A 17,341-nucleotide genomic window follows, 5' to 3' on the forward strand; every position below is an offset into this window, starting at 1 on the left:
AAATCAACTGATCATTTTATAAAACGGGGCCTCATGGCTCCTGTCACCGGAGGTGATAATTCCCACCACCCTGCCATTTACAACACGAATAAAGACATCATAGCCTCCGTCATTTTTCATAGCGATAGACCTGATGTAATTATGGACTTTTTTCACGTAGGTTTTATGCAGCTTTTTCTCGTTCTTCTTGTCTAACGTACTGTTATAAAACACCTTGTAGCCCGATCCCGTCTTTATCAGCTCGAGCAGCTTCGAAAGAGCCTCTTCAATTGTTAAATCCAGCAACTTGCCTTCGCCATGTTCCAACTTCATTGCATGAGCTTCGGCCTCCAGCTTATCGGCATATTCACTAGCCATAAAAGCCTTTCCGGTTTCGATCCCAGGCCATGAAAAACGTTGCACCACCCAATAAGGCTTGCCCTTGCGTAACATATGCTGCAACAAGCCCTCTGTAAGGGGCAAAAAAGGATTATAAAAAAGAATGCTCATTTCAGCTTTTCTAATTAACCAATTTCTTTGTGTTCCTGCAAGCTCAATCGCTAAAGCGTGGATCCGGCCTGATCGGAAGTTTTGCCATTTTCTCAACCGTTATTGTTGGGAAGCCAAAGCTCTCGGTCACCTTCCCCAGGATCAGGTACAAACCCGACTTCTCAAAGGGATATTGCTTCAAACAATTGGGAAAGTGAACGGTGTCAAAAAAAGATCCGTTAGCGTCAAGGAAGGTTCCGAAAGCCATCGTTTCGTTCTTTTTGGTGCGGGTTGGTTTCATGGTCACGTAGAGCCCAACCAGCTTTACCGTCTGCCCCACATACCTGAGCAGATCCCGCGCTTCCACATCTCCCCGAAAGCTGGTCTTAAGCATATGAAAAGGTGACAACGATACCGAGAAATGCAGGAATTCCATTTCGTCGAAAAAATCCTCCTCATCAAACACGGGGAAGGCCGGGATAGTGATTTCCATTGAGGCTTGCCTTAATAGGGGACGCTCGTTCTGGATCTTATTCTTGAGCCGGTTCCGCTTTTCAAAGAGCACATTGGCGAGCCACATCAGGGTCTTTTTGTTCTTCCCTGTATAGCGAAGGGCCCCCGAGCGGATAAGAATAACAACTTGTTCCAAACTCACACCTGTGCGTTCCACCAATTCGTCCAGCGTTTCGTAAAGGCCGCGCTCCTGCCGGTCGGCAAGGATGGCCTCAATCACCCGGCTTTCCAGCTTTTGGACCATATTTAGTCCCAGGAAAATATCGGCGCCTCTGATAGAGGTAAGCAGCTGACTGTTATTTACGCAGGGCAATTGCACCCTTGCTCCTGACTTCCGTGCCTCTGCTACATAGAGCCAGCGAGAATAGAAGCCTCCTTCATTATTCAGCACCGCTACCATAAACTCATTAGGAAACCAGGCTTTCAGGTAAAGGCTCTGATAACTTTCAACAGCATAACTTGCAGAGTGGGCCTTAGAGAAAGAATAACCGGCAAAGCTTGAAATCTGGCGCCACAGCTCATTTGTTATATCTTCCGACCGCCCCAACTCCTTACTTTTGGAAAAGAACTTATCCTGTATGTCTTTCAGGTGATGAGCGCCCCTGTTCTTGCCCGACATTAAACGCCTCAGCACGTCAGCTTCTGCTAAATCCAGACCGGCGTAATGATGAGCCACCTTCAGCACGTCTTCCTGGTAGATCATCACGCCGTAGGTCTCGCTCAGCTGCTCCTTCAAAATAGGATGCAGGTATTTTACGTCCTCCGGTTTATGAAACCGACGAATATACTCGTCCATCATCCCACTTGAGCCGACGCCAGGACGAATAATACTGGAGGCGGCAACCAGCGTGAGATAATCGCTGCAATGCAGCTTCTTCAAAATGCCGCGCATTGCAGGCGACTCGATGTAAAAGCAACCGATACTATCTCCGCTCTTCAATTGTTCAGCAACCTTCTCATCTTTCTTAATCGCCTGAATGTTATGGATATCCAGCACCCTGCCCGTGTTCTGTTTAATGATCTCTACCGCTTCCCCGATGTGCCCTATTCCTCTTTGCGATAATACATCCAGCTTCTCAAAGCCGATCGCTTCTGCTGTGTACATATCAAACTGGGTAGTGAGCAATCCTTTGGGAGGAAGATCCATAGCGCAGTACTCCGCCAATGGAAGTTCTGATATTAGTATCCCTCCCGCATGGATGGTCCGGTTATGTGGGAAGTCGCTAATACGCTCGAAGGTTCCAAGAATTTTCCGAGCAATGGCATTATCACTTGCAATAGTAGCGGGAGCTTCGATCATCAGATCGATCTCCCTCTTGGGCAAACCATAAATCTTTCCCAGCTCGCGGATAATACTTCGATCCTGAAAAGTGGTCATAGCACCGATCAGAGCAGTATTAGCCGGATCATAACGTTTAAAGATATAATCGAAGATCTCATCCCGGTCGCGCCAGGAGAAATCGAGGTCGAAATCAGGTGGAGCTTTCCGTTTTGGATTGAGGAACCGCTCGAAATACAGGTCCAGCTCAATGGGACAAACATCTGTGATCCTCAAGCAATAAGCCACAATACTGTTTGCTCCCGAGCCTCGCCCTACATGATAGAATCCGCGGCGAAGCGAATAACTTACCACATCGTGAGTGATCAGGAAATAGGAAGAAAAGCCGAGCTTATCGATCACGTCCAGCTCTTTCCTTATGCGCTCCATCGCCAACTTATTCCCTTTCCCGTAACGCTGATAACAGCCTTCTACGGCATACTTTTCCAAAAGTAAGCGATCAGTATAGCGGCTTTGGGTGAAGGTCCGTTTGTTCTTACAGTTCTCGAAATCGAAGTCAAAGCGGCATCGCTCCAGCAGTCCGAAGGTATTGATGATGATTTTCGGGTACGCTTTATACTGGGTGATAATATTATCGATCGGCTGAAGCACTTCGTCGGGTCTGGCCTTCTGCGTGTCCTTCAGTTGCGATAGTAAGGCATTGTGCTTGATAGCACTTAGCTGGCAGTGCAATTCAAAATCTTCAGACTTTAGAAAGGTAACGGGACTAAGGATAACGAGCCTGTCAATAAAGGCTTTGCTCCTGGAGTATAGCTTATTCAGTTCACGGGGCCTGATCCCTATGTACTCGTTCTCTCTCAGATCCTTGCTCTCGGCACGAAAGGGGTAAACAACAAATACGTCTTTCCATTCAGGAGCCTTAGGTGGAAAAGATTCCTTAGAAACATTGTATTTGGTTAGATATTCATTGATCTCCTTGAAGCCTGCATTGTTTTTTGCGATGGCAATAAAGAGCAGGTCGTCCTCGTTCCTGAACTCCGCCCCTACCATGCCATGGAAGCTCTTCGCCTGGCATTCGCGAATAAAGTCGAGGGCAGCACTGGTATTGTTAATATCGGTTAATACAGCACTTTCATATCCGTTTACTATAAGGTGATTAACCAGTTCAGCAATTCCAATAGTGCCATATTGAAGGCTGTAATTACTATGAACATTCAGCAGCATTTTCTAATCCTCCTACCTGTTCAACGAGCAAAAAAACGAACCGGAGCCGGCAGTGCGCGGGCTTTTAAAACAGCATTAGATCCAAAGCGTTTGCGAATGGTATCGAGCGTAGCGTACAGATCAATCTGCGTGTTGTTATCAGAGAAGAGGTCGATCTGATAACCTGATGAAACCAGGTAACTGAACTTTACTCCAATCAGACGCACCAGCATTCGGCGTTCATAAAGGGAGGTAAACAAGTCCCAGGCTTTTTCTGCCAGCTCATCGTCCAGCGCAGTTGCTTTAATCCTTCCCTGTTTGGTGAAGGTCTCAAAGTCTGAGTAACGGATCTTAACAGTTACGCAAGTAGTGAGTTTCCCCTGGTCCCGCAGATCAAAAGCAAGACGAGTAACCATATTGAGGATCGAAGTGCGAAGGTCTTCCATGCTGGTTGTATCAACAGAGAAAGTCTCCTCGTGACTCATTGATTTCTGTTCGCTGTATTCTACTACGGGACTGTCATCAATAGCATTTGCCCGGTTCCACAGCACCAAACCATTCTTCCCGAAAGTAGCCTGCAATAGATCAGGGTTAAGCAGGTAAACATCTTTGATCTTGCTGATACCCATCACAGCCAACTGTCGCGACGTTTCCTGACCTACACCTGGGATCTTTTTAACGGGCAGAGGCGAGAAGAAACTCCGTTCCATCCCGGTTTCAACCTGGATCTTTCCTAAAGGCTTTCCGACCCCGGTGGCCACCTTACTCACTAACTTATTTATAGAAAGGCCAAAAGAGATTGGGAGTCCCGATTCTTTCAAAATACTGTTCCGTAATTCCATGGTATACTTATAACAGCCGAAGAACTTGTCGAAACCAGTAAGGTCGAGGTAATGCTCGTCGATGGATGCTTTCTCTACTACCGGAACCTTTTCGCGGATAATTGCCGTTACTTCCTCCGATTTACGGGCATAAGAATCAAAATCTCCGCGACGGGTGATCATTTGAGGACAAAGCGCACGGGCGAGTTTCATAGACATTCCACTTCGCACGCCAAACTTCCTGGCTTCATACGAACAGGAAGCCACCACTCCCCGGTCGCCCTCACCACCCACGGCTACTGGCTTTCCTTTCAACGCAGAATCTTTCAAAACCTCAACGGAAACGAAAAAAGTGTCAAGGTCGAAATGCACTATTGATCTATTTACTTTTTCCATACTTTTTGCTTAATAATTGTCCCGGTACAGCGGCTGTCTCCCCTGATTAACAAGACAAATGTATGCTAAAAGTTTTAGTATTGTTAAATGAAATGCGAAGAAATTTAGAGTCAAAGGAGTTTAAATACTAAAAATATGAGCAAAAAAAGCTTAATATATACTGTGAAAATCATTACATTAATGGCGTAAAACCATTCAGGACACATTAAATGCTTTCACTTAAAACTCCCTTCATTCCCAGCTAGCCTTTACTCTGCTCCCTGACAGTGAATCGTTAGTAACACGTAAAAACACATCGATCTCCTGTTGTAGATCTTCAACGTGCGAGATTACGCCGACCTTTCGGTTTTCCTTCCGTAGGGATTTAAGGGTTTCAAAGGCCACTTGCAGGGATTCCTTATCAAGGGACCCGAAGCCTTCATCCAGGAAGAAGAAGTTCTGCTTTGCCTTGTTCTGCTGCTGAACACTTTCGGCAAGTGCCAACGCAAGCGAAAGCGAAGCCTGAAAGGTTTGGCCGCCCGACAAGGTTTTCACACTCCTCACCTTTCCGTTATTTAAGAAATCTCTTACCTGGAACTCATTTTTTTCTGTCACCTCTAATCGTAGCGACTGGCGGGTGAGCTTGTAAAAGCGTTCGTTAGCTGCCTCGCACAAGCTATGTAGGTAAACAGACGAAACGTAGTTTACAAACCCACTCCCCTTGAATAATTGCTTCAAAATATTCAGGTTCGACGCACGCTTCTTCAACTTGTCCAACTGATCTTCAAGCATCAATTTACTCTTAAGATCGCTCTGTTGTTTCTCCAGTTCAGCTCTTGCCTTAACATACTCGTCATTCATCACCTGCAGCTGTTCTTTTAATTGAGATATAGCGAGCAGGAGATCAGTAAATCCCTGAGGATCGAAAGTCATTCCTGAAGTGTTCTTTTCCAGATCCTGCAATATCTGCCGGCAGCTGTATAGCTCCTGCTCATAGCCCTGTAATTCCGACTTTAGTTTGTTCAGGTCAAGCTCCTCCTTCAATATCCTGTCGACTTCCTCCCAACTGCTAAAATCCGATTTTTCCAAACATTGCTGTAGCGAAGCATTAATCTGCTCGATCATGGCCTCATCCTTCTTCAATACCTCAAGGTTTGAGTTGATCCGCTCCAGCAAGGTTATTTTTTCTGACCGGTGAGCTTCGATCTGCTGCAGCAAATCTTCATGCTCCTTTCTCACACTCAGGATCTTCTGCTCTAATTCATCGGCCTTACCTTGAAGATCTTGTTCGGTATGCCCTAAATATTCCTTATCCTTCAACAGCCTTAACTGGCCACACAAAGCAGAACGCTCAGCTTCCTTCGCCGTTATTACCGACTGGATCGCTTCCATCGCCTTTCGGAATTTCTCGTAGCTTTCAGAAGCTTCACGACACTTCTTCTCGGTCTCCTCCAGATCCTTTTCCAATGAGTCTAATTTCTGCTTCTCCTGGTCATATAGACCAAAAGCTTGTTCTACCTGAGACTCATCCGATCTATCGAATTCAGTCCATGTAAAGTTCTCTAAATGGGCAATCAGGAGCTGCTCCTGCGCTGCTAAGCGCTGTTTAGCCGATTCAAGCTGTTGCAATAATCCAAGCTCGTTCTGCTGCAGACCATGCAAGACTTGCAGGGTATCTTCGCATGACTTGTCATACTTACGGATCTCCTCCTCTTCATTCTTTGCCTTCAACAAATGGTCATTCACATTGTCGACGGCCAGAAGGTTGGGATGATGTTCAGAACCACAAAGCAGGCAAGGACCGCCATTGCTTAGCTGCTCCACAAACTCTCCCAGTTTCAGCTGAAGATTATAATGTGCAATTTGTGAAAGTAAGGCCTCCTTTTTAAGGCTGTTCTCCTGGCGGAACTGCAGAACCTGTTCCTGATAAAACGTAAAAGGCTGCCCGTCTACGACTGCAGGAAACACTGGCGGAACCAAATGGGACTTAAGGCTTTCTGCAAGAGCCTTTAGTTGATGCTCTATCACCTGCAGGTCGCCTTGAAGTTCCTTCATCCTAAGTTCAATGTTCTTCCGGTCTCCATGCCAAGCTCTTACGAGCGAAAGTTTTGCTACGTCGGGCAACGCAGATCTTTGATCCTTTATCAGGATCTTTAGATCGTCTATGCGGTTTTCATTCAGTGTTTTGTTAAAGAGTGCTAGTTCTATATGAGGCTTCCCGTCAATAAGGCGCTGAGCTTGTTTCTCAATCTCAGCACCAAGAGCTTTAATAGATTTTAGGAGACGGTAATCACCAACTAACTGAGTCCTCTCCTCCTGCTTCTGATACTCTAATTTAACGAGATCAAAGCGCTGCTCCAGCGAGGCCAGTTCCTTGCTTGATTTGTCTAATCTTTCCTGGTTCTGCACGATTAATGCAGCACGATGAGAAATATCCGCTTGTAACTCTTTCTTTCGCTTTAGACCATCCCTAAAATTGCCCAGGCAGAAGTCGTAATCTTTGATCTTTTTCGCCAGCCCCCCATAGTATTCTTCGTCCTGTAAAAGCCTCGCCAATTTCAGTTTCTGGTTTTCCAGATCTTCAAAGAGTTTCTTCAATGCTTGTTGGATCTGCAACTGCTCTTCGGCTTCAAGCAGCTTAGCTCTCGCCCCTTCCAATTGCAGCAAAAGTTCTGCTACGGCTTTCTCCTGTTGCTCAATTCCATCCTGACTTACCTGTGCATAATGCGCCAGTCGCCCTTCAAGGTTCTGCAAAGCCTCGTTATTCTTCTTTTCTAAAGCAGTGGTTTGGTAAAAGAACTCATACTTATCCAGCTGAAATATCTCCTTCAACATGTTTGTACGATCCTTATCTCCCAACTGCAGGAACTCCTGAAATTTTCCTTGCGGGATGATCACTGTCCGGCGGAAGTTGTCATAGCCCAATCCAAGGATCGAGTCGGCATTGCTTTGCTCGAGCGGGATCCAATTCCCATCGGTTTTGCGGTAAGCAATCCTTTCGAAGGTGTTCACCTTATCAAAATCCTTCCCATTTCGTTTACCGCGTACGGTGAAACGGTATTCCTGCTCGTCAAAATTCCTGAAAACGAAATCGATCAATAGCTCGTCCGACTTCAAGTTCATCATATTATAGTTCCGGTTATCATTCCTGTCAAGGCGCTCAGACTGCCCATACAGCGCAAAGGTCATTGCCTCCAGAATAGAAGATTTCCCTGAACCTACCGACCCGAATATACCGAACAACTGTCCCTCAAGTAAGCGGTCGAACTCTATAGTTTGCTCAGTTTGATAAGAGTAAAGTCCTTTAATCGTTAATGAAACAGGTATCATTCCTCGTGCTGTTCTGCTCTTATTTCCTTAAATAGATTAATTAGTTCGGTATTGGGTAGCTGACCATGACGATGCTGGAAGAACTGACCGAACAGATCTTCAATATCCTGACTCAAATCGATGGAAGTTCCTTTTGAATGGAGCATGTCGGGATTTCTCACCTCAGGTATAATGGTAACAATCCCCTCATGAGCTTGCGTCAGTCGTTTACGTTCGTCGGCCGTCAAATAGTTATCCGTAACCAAGGTTAGTTCAACTAAAGCTTCCTGATTTTCCGAAAGCCATTGTAAAGCATCATCCACACCGGTAAACCGTTTACGAGCTAATGGTCGCCCCTTGCTTAACTTTATGCCCTCATACTTAACCTGCTTTCCTGGTTCCGCATCAATCAGTACCACATATTTTTTATGTCCTGCCTCTCCGAAGCTATAACTTAAAGGACTACTACTGTAAACAACCGGGCATGGGCTATTGTCCATTATACGGAACCCATGCAAATGCCCCAGAGCAGCGTATTGAATTTGTAAAGGAATATTTTCAGAGTAAACAGCCTGTGCGCCGCCTACATGTAGGATCGGCTTCTCATCTTCCGGCTCTTCCGGCGGTTCCTCCCCTTTTTTCATCATAAAGAGATGGGTAACCAGCATATTTACACCCTTATCATCGCAATACTTATCAGCCAGCTCCTTCCAGCGTCTCTGCAACACTTGCCGCAACTCCTCCTCAGAATTCTCTAGTCCCAGGAAAGTTTTTAAACGATACTCGTTTGCATAGGGTGTTAACAACAAACGCAAAGGAGCATCATGGCGGGGAAGTTTTAGTTCTATGAAACCTGGCTCACTTTGAAGAATGCCAACTCCCGATTCCAGTTCACACATAGAAACGTGCGAATCAGGATACCCAGCGAAAATGATCCCGCATTCGCGGGCCAGAGGATCCGGCGCCTCTATCCTATCCGGAGAATCATGATTTCCCGCAATAGCCACCACTGCTCTTCGCCCATTATTTGTTAAGCGCTTTAAGGTTTTATATAGTAGCTCAATCGCCTCTGTAGAAGGGTTAAAACTGTCGAACAGATCACCCGCGACCAAAACCGCATCAACGTCATGAGCATCTGCGATATCTATAATCTCGGCTAATACCTCTTTTTGTTCTTCTAAACGGGAGAACTTTTCAAGGCGTTTGCCAAGGTGCCAGTCGGCTGTATGAAGTATTTTCATGAATGCTGGTGTTTTGATCGATAAAGTTTAATACCACTCTGCCCATCGTTTCCATTTCCGCTGGTTTCAATTTATTGCGGGTTATCCAAAGGTCGCTCTTTTCTAAAAACCACACAAAAAGTTATGTCGCTATTTGGCTATTTTCGCCAGGAGGACAATGATTTTTTTGGTCTCCGCAACTTCAAAGAATTTATCTTTTATGAATTTAGTCTTCTTTATTCCAATTATATACATAAGCTTTTACTAACGTCATATCCCCTCTGTTATAATGATCTTCGGTCTGAATCAATATCCAATTTATCCAATAAGCGCGACGCCTTTTGCCTGCTGCTTATCCACCTATTGTCTTTCTCTAAAAAGTTCAAATCCCAGGCACTGTCCGGAATTGCGTCAACTTCCTGTTTGAATAGAAGTAATTCTTGCCTTAAAGAAGGCGAAACAAGCTTGTTTCGAAACAAAGTTTCAAAGAGTAAGGGAGTAAAGGCGTAATCTAGCTCTGTTTCGAGCTCAAAAATAGGATCAAAAGTAGGTGATGAAAGTTTTTCCAGCTCGCTTCTCGTTAAGGAAAATAAGATGAGGGTATTGATCAAATTGCTATAATAGAAATCAGCGTTATTGTCATAACCGAAGTCTGCCGTGTCGCTGCCTGAATTCACATCTCCAATTACCGAAGCAAAATGAAATGGCAAGCCTGACTTCCCCGCTAAATTTGAAACAATTCTTAGCCAATTCTTGAGCATTGTGACACCGGAATGAGGAGGAACAAATATACTAAAACTGCTGTCACAAACTAACAAAAGGAACTGAGTTCACTTACACAAGCTGGGTCTGCTTCGGAACGGCTTCGAGGCAGGTTCGGGAAGGCCCCCCAAATTTCCGAACAAAGTACCCCCTTCTCCCGAACAATCCCCGAAGAAAGTACAAATCCTTCCGCAATTCTCCGCAAAAGCCCGCAGATATCCGCAAAACGCCGTGCCCCCCTTTGAAGTGATAGGAACTACCAAAAGTCTCCATACTTTTGTCCCAGCCTCATTTGTGATTGGGGGCAATTAAATAATTGTTTAACCTTTAATTTTTAGCATCATGGGAAAGTTCAGCAATGCAATCTTTGAAAACTCGAAGGAAAAATCAGTAAAGTAGTAGGAAGCAGCAAGCACCTCTCCAGAAATACGCCTTACCGTTTCCTATTTAACATAAAACTTGTACTTCACTTCTAATTTCTCGCCTTGTTCGTTTTGACTGCCGCTTTAACAACGATGATGTCAGCCGTATACTATCGGGAATTTTAACAATTTCTGGAAACAACCCTTTTAACGCATAAAAAGAAAAATACAGGGAGCTTCGCGATCACAAGTTGAATAAGTAATGGAGGACGACAAACTCGGGTAAAGTATTATTTAAGTTGTACTTCTAATCCGAGTCGGGCTGTGAGTTTTTGTCCAAGGAATTCGTTCCCGGCTACCCATCCTGGAGTTTTTGCATCCAACTCAAGGTATGGGCTCCACTTTGTTGAGAGATAGTCGAGTACTGTTCGAAGGCTGGCGAAACCGAGAAAGCTGCTTTTCCTGGTCATAAAGTCTTGGCCTAAAGGTTGCATTCCTAAAATTACCCGGGGTGTAAATAGCAATTTAGTCCGATTGGTTAAATCAACAGGTTCGTCTTTTAACAAGCCTTCAATTGAAGAAAATCCCTTATTGTAGTTTTGGTATCGATGATAGCTAAAGCTTGCCCGGTGCCATTGGTTCATTAAATAAACATTGAGGGAAATATCATTTCCAAAGGATGTAAGTAGGTGTCGAACAGCAAAATTACCCTTCAAACCTGTTTTACCAAGGGTTATTGATCTTACACCAAACATCATTGGTGAGAGGAAGTTAAGAAATTGCAATTTACCCTGCGTTTTGAGATAGTCTAACTGCTGAGGTTCCAAATCATTCGTAGTTCGATATCTATCAATACCCACACCAGAGGGATGAACTCCTCTTGCTGTATATGGCTCTTCAGGCCGAAATAGGTCGTAAGCCCAACCGTTGAAGTCTAAGCCGGTGAAATCTCTTACCTCTACATCTCCTTCCCTCTTATTCATAGCGGCGGTTTCTGCATCGGCTATTTTTGAATTGGAACAGGCAAGTACGTAAAGGGCTGAATTAAGAGTTGTAAGAATATACTGCGCTTCGAAGGGTAGCTTTTGTTGGCTGAAGAAATTGCTCCGTTGTAATCTATCAATCATTAGATATTCACCTTCAATCCCTGCTACTTGCATGCGAATAAAAGATCTAGGATCGGCTGCTTTAAAGCGGACAAGGTCTCCATCTTCAACATGACTTACCGCTACAGTTGTGGCGCCAATGGGGAACTTGTTCATATCGTTAAAGCTATTTACCCGCCCAACCGTCATCACACTTCTGTGAAATTCCTCATGCAGCCATCCACCACCCAAAGGGCTGTACATCAGGATAAAATCTGCCAGGTAGTGAGCACTCCAGGACAGTCTTTTCTTTAGCCGGGAGGTATTTGGCAATTTATTAAGGCCATTTTTAATTCCATAGTGAACAGCAGTGTACACATCAGTGGTTATGGCAAGGGACTGATGCATAGATGGGTTAGCATAACTTTTAAGAAAAGAACCGGGTTTCCGTTCCCCCCCGTTAACCGTTTGAGATGCATAGTTAAGGTAGGGAGCATCAACGATGGGAAAGTCAAGCTTGATTTCTGAACTTATTGAATCCAGATCCTGAGCAATTAAATTGAAGGATAAGGTTATTGTAAATACAAGGAGTGATAAAGTTTGGCGGAGCATACAGGTTTAAGAATTAGAACGCCTGAAATTAATAATTTTAATAATTGATCGGATAAATTTTATTACTACATGAGACTCTGGTAAAAAAACGATGAGTAAGACTACCTTTTACCCTTAAGTAAACGTTGTTTAAAGCCTCTGCCGTGACTTCTTAACCTCATTAACTTTTTTCTCTATTTCAGGCAATTCCAATTTATACCGTTCTACATCCCACTTCAGGTTAAAATGCTTCAAATACTCAGCCATCGATTGCATACCCATAGCTGTTCTTCGTTTATCTAAATTATCCGGATCTTCGACTGGTAAAACATAATAAACACCATCCACTAGCCTTAATTGACTACCATATAATTGTCTTTTGCCATTTCCTATGGCAATTCGATCTTCGAGAAATGCTAGTTGGCTAGCCGCTGCCTTTCCTTCTTTTACCGCTTTTTGTAACATCGGCAGGTACTTGGTTTGAGTTTTCAAATCTGCATGCTGAATAACCAGAAATAAGGCACGGCTCCCCTCATCCCCAACTTCTTCTTTGCCTGGCCAGCCATAGCGATCCAATATTGAACGGACTTTAACTAAATTAACAGAATCGTTTTGCCGTATAGATTCCATAAGACTTGTCACCTCAACAGATCTCTCCCCGTGCTCCTTAATTACCTTATCTAGTTGTTTCCTTAAGTTCTGGTCATCGAAATACACAGTATCTAATAACCGGACGAGAGGTTTATTTAGTTTTTTGTCGGCTATCTCCCTCCTCTCTTTCTGAGTTCCGTCCCACTTTTTTTGGTTTAGATATACTTTTTCCAGAAGCGGATCCCATCTTTTATTATTGTGTAGTTGTACAAATACGGTGTCGGTACTTATCTGAGAGTAATTCCAATAGGAACCACTATTGGCGATACGTTCGAGTTGATACAATGCAGAATCGGGAACTGAGGCCATTGCCCAATAACGTGCAGCCTGATAACGGTGATCAATGCGGCCTTTGTCATGATTAGAAAGAAAGGCCTTTGTATAACTTTCAGCCGCTTTCACAAACTCTCTATCTTTAGCGTATTGTTCTCCCTGCTTCAAGTATTTATCGTAGAGATTTTCAGTTTGAGCAAAGGACTGGAAGTTAAAAAGAGTTAGAAAAAAAGTTAAAATATAAATTGCTTTCATTAAGACTTTAGGAATAATAAATCCAAGTTAATATTTTTTACCAATATCTTTATAGCTATAATTGAAGCACAGGTAAGTATACTGAATAGCTTAGGAATAAAGAAAAGATAAACGGCGACAGAATTTTAATAACAAAAACCATTTACCCTTGCTAAACAAATTAAATCATGCTAAAACTTGGTGGATACATTAATATCATAATTGCGATCGCACATATTGTAGGACTACTTTGGGCAGAGAAAATGTTTGAAGTTACAGGAATTGGAAAGGAAATGGCGGAACTCGCTCAAACACACTCTTCATTGCCCTATCTGGTTACGATTTTTGTTGCGATCGTATTTCTTATTTTCGGACTGTACGGACTTTCTGCCGACAACCGGTTTAGGCGATTACCATTGGTAAAACCCTTGATCTTTGTCATTGCGGGCATTTATTTATTAAGAGGAATCGGAGAACTAATGTTCGATCTGGAAAAACAGCAGGCGAATCAATTTCTGGAAATAACGTATTCCCTTATAGCTGTCTTCATAGGAATGACATTCCTGATAGGAGGATTAAGAAAATGGAAACTTAAGCCGGCTAATGGGTAGATCTGCAAGGTCAGACTACGCAGCCATACCCTTCTATCGGCCTTAAAATCTATCAGTACTCAGAAACATATAGGGAAATCGGTAAAAGAGAGTTAACTTTGCACTGTGATCAGTCAAATAAGAAATAGTGTATTCATTACAATCCTTTGGGGTTTAATGGGGTTCTATTTACTTAATATTAGCGTAGACCCCGCCGACTCTACTCCTAATCATGTTCCTGAAGATCTTTCCATCAACGACCAGGAAAGTATCGTGGAAATTGTGCTTGAGAAGATTTTTGGCTATGAAAATGCCATCAAAGAATACGACGATCATGACACGGAAGACCACACGACTAAAAAATCAAATATTAAAGTTGATTTAACAGCTCAATACATTATTGAAAGCAACCTAGATCAGCCGTTTACTGAAACCATAATACAAAAATTCCCAAATTATACCGCTAACCTAACAACAGGATTTCAAAAGCTCGACATTCCTCCGCCCAAGATTTGATTTGATTTACCACTAGACAAACTACTACCATTGAAATAATGGTGGAAAATTTTACTATGCTCAAAAATACATATCAATCAAATGAACATCAGAACAATCATGATGCTAATAGCAATACTAGCATCTACTACATACAGCTTTGCACAAAAAACCAATCCTGAAAAAGACAGCCTTTACATTCAACAAGTGGAAGAACATAAGGAACCACACAAGGTTTTACATGCGGAGCCGCTCTATATTGACTTAATCCGCGACTTGGGTGCAAGAAAAGGTGAAAGGGAATGGAATGTTGGTTTAGGATTAACAGATAAGCTGAGTTTCGATACATACGAAGCCCTGGTAGAATATGAATGGGCTCCTATAAACCGCCTGGGACTTGAAGTGGAATTACCTTTTACCTTTCATTCCGGCATGAAGGGGACGCCAAAAGACTCTATCCCCTCAAATAAACTGAATAGCCTGAAGCTGGCCGCTCAGTGGTCGTTTTTTGTGAATGAAAAATCAGCCACGTCTATGGCATTGGGGTATATCAACGAGTTTGAACTTTCGGACTTCAGAGGATTTGGCAACCCCTTAATCAAGGGAAATGTTTATAATCCGTTCTTTGTTGTTGCAAAACGCTGGGGAAACAATTTTCATTCACTGATCTATACCGGCCCGATGATTGAACAGAATTTTAACACAAAGAAATTCCACACCACTTTTGACATTAATACAAGTTTCCATTATATGATCTCAGGCACAAGAAACTTTATTGGAACTGAATTTAATAAGACCGTGGACGACCGAAGGCTCGACATGACCATCAGACCCCAAATGCGTTTGGGAATTGCCGATGATCTGATGATTGGAATTGTGGCAGGAATTCCTGTGAGCAGAGAAAATGAAAGACTAAGCTCTTTTATAAGGCTGATCTGGGAACCCAAACACAAGCATAAATAAATAATAGTTACGCCCATACATTACAGCGTAGTGCGGTTAAGCCTTCTTTGCAACCTGCACTACGCCTACTTCGCCCGTAATGAATCTTACCTGTACAACCTCACCCTTTCTTATTAAGCTGGCGCAATCAACCTCTTTTTTGTCGCGATTATACCTAATTTAAATAGTAGCTTAGTAGTACGTTTGAAAAAAAGAAATCCATTTTACAGGTATGGCATTAATCAATCCTCACATTAATTTCAACGGAAATGCCGAAGAAGCATTTACCTTTTACAAATCAGTATTTGGCGGAGAGTTTACAAAAGTTATTCGTTTCAAAGACATTGCAAGTGCTGAATTCCCTGTAGCAGAACATGAAGAAAATAAAATTATGCATATCGCTCTGCCAATTGGAAAAGGTCCCATGCTGATGGCAAATGATGTTCCAGAGATATTGGGCAAAACAAACGAAAATGAGAACAGAAGTAAAATTGTAGTCACTACAGAAAGTAAAGAAGAAGCAGACACAATATTTAACGGGCTTTCAGTAGGCGGACAAATAGAAGCGCCAATTGAAGATAGTCCCTGGGGTTCATACGGTGGCTGTTTTAGAGATAAATACGGTATCGAATGGATCATAGAATTTGACCCGCAAACCATCTAATCCTATTCCTATGAGTGAAAAATTTGAAACTTCCAGAACAACAGGCGCCCATTTTCAACTAAGCAGGTTGGTGGGAAAATGGAAAGGCACTACAAAAACCTGGTTTGATCCCAGCAAGCTAGAGGATGAATCGGCTATAAGTGGAACGATGAAGCTCATCCTGGATGGGAGATTCATCATGCATGAGTACGAATCAAGCTTTGGTGATAAACCAATTACAGGTATGGCTATTTATGGGTACCATTTGGAACTAAGGAAATTTCAGTGCGCATGGATCGACTCTTTTCATAATGGAACTGCAATGATGTTTTCAGAAGGCAAAAAAGATGAAAGAGAAATCTCTGTTTTAGGCGGCTACACTTATGTGACACCCGAGACGGAACAGCACTGGGGATGGCGAACAGATATCGCTTTCAGTAGCGATGATGAAATAATAATTACAGCTTTTAATATCTCTCCCGAGGGTCAGGAGTTTAAGGCGACCGAAACCGTTTACAGAAAGGTCAATTAATGATGAGAAAATCATTATCCTCCTTTTAAAGTTAACGAAACTTGATGGCTTAGCTTGATAATTACTTCCTTTGCCGGATGAATTATAAATGGGTTCTTATCCTGGCGTTTGCTTTACAAGTTTTGGTAGGTAACATTACAGTCGCCCAAGTGTTACCTCCTTCGAATTATTCGCTAAGCCAAAACATGGTTTATAAGTCGGTTGGCGAGTGGAATGGCAGCATGGATATTTATGTTCCCAGGCAAAGCGGCAGAAAAAGACCGCTTATTATCTTCATCCACGGAGGCGGTTGGGTACATGGAAAAAAGGAACAGGAAACTGATTTTGCTATGTTCTTCGAGAAGAACTTTGTAGTTGCCAATATAGAATACCGGGTTGCCAGACAAGCTGTTGCCCCTGCAGCTATTGAAGACAGCAAATGTGCCCTACAATACCTAATTGCGAATGCAGATACTTACAAGATCGACAGAAAAAAAATAGTGATAATGGGTATTTCTGCTGGGGGACATCTGGCTTTAATGACCGGATTAACGGCCAAAGATGCCATTTTCAATGATGGATGCACTGCTACTCCAGATAAAAAGTCCAAAGTAGCAGCAATTATTGATGTTTCAGGTATATCGGACCTTAATCAATGGGACGCGTTGAAAAAAACAGGATCTGCTTCAAGAGATTGGTTAGATGGAAGAGAAGCTGACATATCATTTCTACACGGTCTGTCTCCTATCTCATATATTCGTAAAAGCTCCCCTCCTGTCTTTATCGTGCATGGAAATAAGGATAGAACGGTACCCTTTGAACAATCAAAACTTTTGAATCTTAAACTACAGCGAGTTGGAGTGCCTACAGAATTTAAAGAAGTGAAAAATGGGGGGCATGCCTTGTCGAAACAAATTAAAGAAGAAGTGAAGATTCCTCTGTTTGATTTTTTGAAAAGGTTTGGTGTAAGATAAGAATTCAGATAAACTTTTTTGTTTTTCAGAGGGTTATTGC

14 protein-coding genes are annotated in these 17,341 nt (G+C 43.0%); 6 read left to right on the plus strand and 8 right to left on the minus strand.

Annotation, left to right across the window (positions count from 1 at the left end):
• Positions 1-3: 3 nt before the first annotated feature.
• The 8 genes from J4N25_RS05425 to J4N25_RS05460 form a co-directional block, all read right to left on the minus strand.
• Positions 4-489, minus strand: coding sequence for a hypothetical protein (locus J4N25_RS05425; protein WP_207421124.1), 486 nt, complete (start codon positions 487-489; stop codon positions 4-6).
• Between the two features lie 43 nt (positions 490-532).
• Entirely contained in the window at positions 533-3,484 is a 2,952-nt protein-coding gene (locus J4N25_RS05430; RefSeq protein ID WP_207421125.1) for a DNA polymerase III subunit alpha, read from the minus strand.
• A gap of 20 nt (positions 3,485-3,504) precedes the next feature.
• On the minus strand, positions 3,505-4,680 hold the full coding sequence (gene dinB, locus J4N25_RS05435) for a DNA polymerase IV (protein WP_207421126.1): 1,176 nt from the start codon (positions 4,678-4,680) through the stop codon (positions 3,505-3,507).
• Between the two features lie 231 nt (positions 4,681-4,911).
• A complete protein-coding gene (locus J4N25_RS05440) occupies positions 4,912-7,989 on the minus strand; it encodes an SbcC/MukB-like Walker B domain-containing protein (protein ID WP_207421127.1) in 3,078 nt (1,025 codons plus the stop codon).
• The gene (locus tag J4N25_RS05445; RefSeq protein WP_207421128.1) at positions 7,986-9,209 is read right to left on the minus strand and encodes a metallophosphoesterase family protein; all 1,224 of its coding nucleotides are present in this window, start codon (positions 9,207-9,209) and stop codon (positions 7,986-7,988) included. The genes J4N25_RS05440 and J4N25_RS05445 overlap by 4 nt, the downstream gene beginning before the upstream one ends.
• A gap of 263 nt (positions 9,210-9,472) precedes the next feature.
• Positions 9,473-9,949: a hypothetical protein gene (locus tag J4N25_RS05450; protein WP_207421129.1), complete on the minus strand. Its 477-nt coding sequence runs from the start codon at positions 9,947-9,949 to the stop codon at positions 9,473-9,475.
• Between the two features lie 653 nt (positions 9,950-10,602).
• Positions 10,603-12,009, minus strand: coding sequence for a hypothetical protein (locus tag J4N25_RS05455; RefSeq protein ID WP_207421130.1), 1,407 nt, complete (start codon positions 12,007-12,009; stop codon positions 10,603-10,605).
• A 129-nt stretch (positions 12,010-12,138) separates the two neighbouring features.
• The gene (locus J4N25_RS05460) at positions 12,139-13,167 is read right to left on the minus strand and encodes a DUF6624 domain-containing protein (RefSeq protein WP_207421131.1); all 1,029 of its coding nucleotides are present in this window, start codon (positions 13,165-13,167) and stop codon (positions 12,139-12,141) included.
• 167 nt (positions 13,168-13,334) lie between these two features.
• On the opposite strand from J4N25_RS05460, the gene J4N25_RS05465 reads away from it, so the two are divergent.
• The 6 genes from J4N25_RS05465 to J4N25_RS05490 all read left to right on the plus strand — a co-directional run bounded on the left by J4N25_RS05465 (position 13,335) and on the right by J4N25_RS05490 (position 17,301).
• Positions 13,335-13,757, plus strand: a complete 423-nt coding sequence (locus J4N25_RS05465; protein ID WP_207421132.1) for a hypothetical protein — start codon at positions 13,335-13,337, stop codon at positions 13,755-13,757.
• 105 nt (positions 13,758-13,862) lie between these two features.
• On the plus strand, positions 13,863-14,252 hold the full coding sequence (locus tag J4N25_RS05470; protein WP_207421133.1) for a hypothetical protein: 390 nt from the start codon (positions 13,863-13,865) through the stop codon (positions 14,250-14,252).
• Between the two features lie 81 nt (positions 14,253-14,333).
• Positions 14,334-15,194 carry an HAEPLYID family protein gene (locus J4N25_RS05475; RefSeq protein ID WP_207421134.1) on the plus strand — a complete coding sequence of 287 codons (861 nt, stop codon included), beginning with the start codon at positions 14,334-14,336 and terminating at the stop codon, positions 15,192-15,194.
• A gap of 211 nt (positions 15,195-15,405) precedes the next feature.
• Positions 15,406-15,837, plus strand: coding sequence for a VOC family protein (locus J4N25_RS05480; RefSeq protein WP_207421135.1), 432 nt, complete (start codon positions 15,406-15,408; stop codon positions 15,835-15,837).
• A 10-nt stretch (positions 15,838-15,847) separates the two neighbouring features.
• The gene (locus J4N25_RS05485) at positions 15,848-16,348 is read left to right on the plus strand and encodes a DUF1579 domain-containing protein (RefSeq protein ID WP_207421136.1); all 501 of its coding nucleotides are present in this window, start codon (positions 15,848-15,850) and stop codon (positions 16,346-16,348) included.
• A 77-nt stretch (positions 16,349-16,425) separates the two neighbouring features.
• Positions 16,426-17,301, plus strand: a complete 876-nt coding sequence (locus J4N25_RS05490) for an alpha/beta hydrolase (protein ID WP_207421137.1) — start codon at positions 16,426-16,428, stop codon at positions 17,299-17,301.
• The last annotated feature ends 40 nt before the right edge of the window (positions 17,302-17,341 follow it).

Source organism: Desertivirga brevis, assembly GCF_017355835.1.

What these genes read in the sequence shown, in the direction of transcription:
- J4N25_RS05425 (WP_207421124.1), bottom strand. Translation starts at nt 489, where the DNA reads ATGAGCATTCTTTTTTATAATCCTTTTTTGCCCCTTACAGAGGGCTTG.
- J4N25_RS05430 (WP_207421125.1), bottom strand. Translation starts at nt 3,484, where the DNA reads ATGCTGCTGAATGTTCATAGTAATTACAGCCTTCAATATGGCACTATT.
- dinB (WP_207421126.1), bottom strand. Translation starts at nt 4,680, where the DNA reads ATGGAAAAAGTAAATAGATCAATAGTGCATTTCGACCTTGACACTTTT.
- J4N25_RS05440 (WP_207421127.1), bottom strand. Translation starts at nt 7,989, where the DNA reads ATGATACCTGTTTCATTAACGATTAAAGGACTTTACTCTTATCAAACT.
- J4N25_RS05445 (WP_207421128.1), bottom strand. Translation starts at nt 9,209, where the DNA reads ATGAAAATACTTCATACAGCCGACTGGCACCTTGGCAAACGCCTTGAA.
- J4N25_RS05450 (WP_207421129.1), bottom strand. Translation starts at nt 9,949, where the DNA reads ATGCTCAAGAATTGGCTAAGAATTGTTTCAAATTTAGCGGGGAAGTCA.
- J4N25_RS05455 (WP_207421130.1), bottom strand. Translation starts at nt 12,009, where the DNA reads ATGCTCCGCCAAACTTTATCACTCCTTGTATTTACAATAACCTTATCC.
- J4N25_RS05460 (WP_207421131.1), bottom strand. Translation starts at nt 13,167, where the DNA reads ATGAAAGCAATTTATATTTTAACTTTTTTTCTAACTCTTTTTAACTTC.
- J4N25_RS05465 (WP_207421132.1), top strand. Translation starts at nt 13,335, where the DNA reads ATGCTAAAACTTGGTGGATACATTAATATCATAATTGCGATCGCACAT.
- J4N25_RS05475 (WP_207421134.1), top strand. Translation starts at nt 14,334, where the DNA reads ATGAACATCAGAACAATCATGATGCTAATAGCAATACTAGCATCTACT.
- J4N25_RS05480 (WP_207421135.1), top strand. Translation starts at nt 15,406, where the DNA reads ATGGCATTAATCAATCCTCACATTAATTTCAACGGAAATGCCGAAGAA.
- J4N25_RS05485 (WP_207421136.1), top strand. Translation starts at nt 15,848, where the DNA reads ATGAGTGAAAAATTTGAAACTTCCAGAACAACAGGCGCCCATTTTCAA.
- J4N25_RS05490 (WP_207421137.1), top strand. Translation starts at nt 16,426, where the DNA reads ATGAATTATAAATGGGTTCTTATCCTGGCGTTTGCTTTACAAGTTTTG.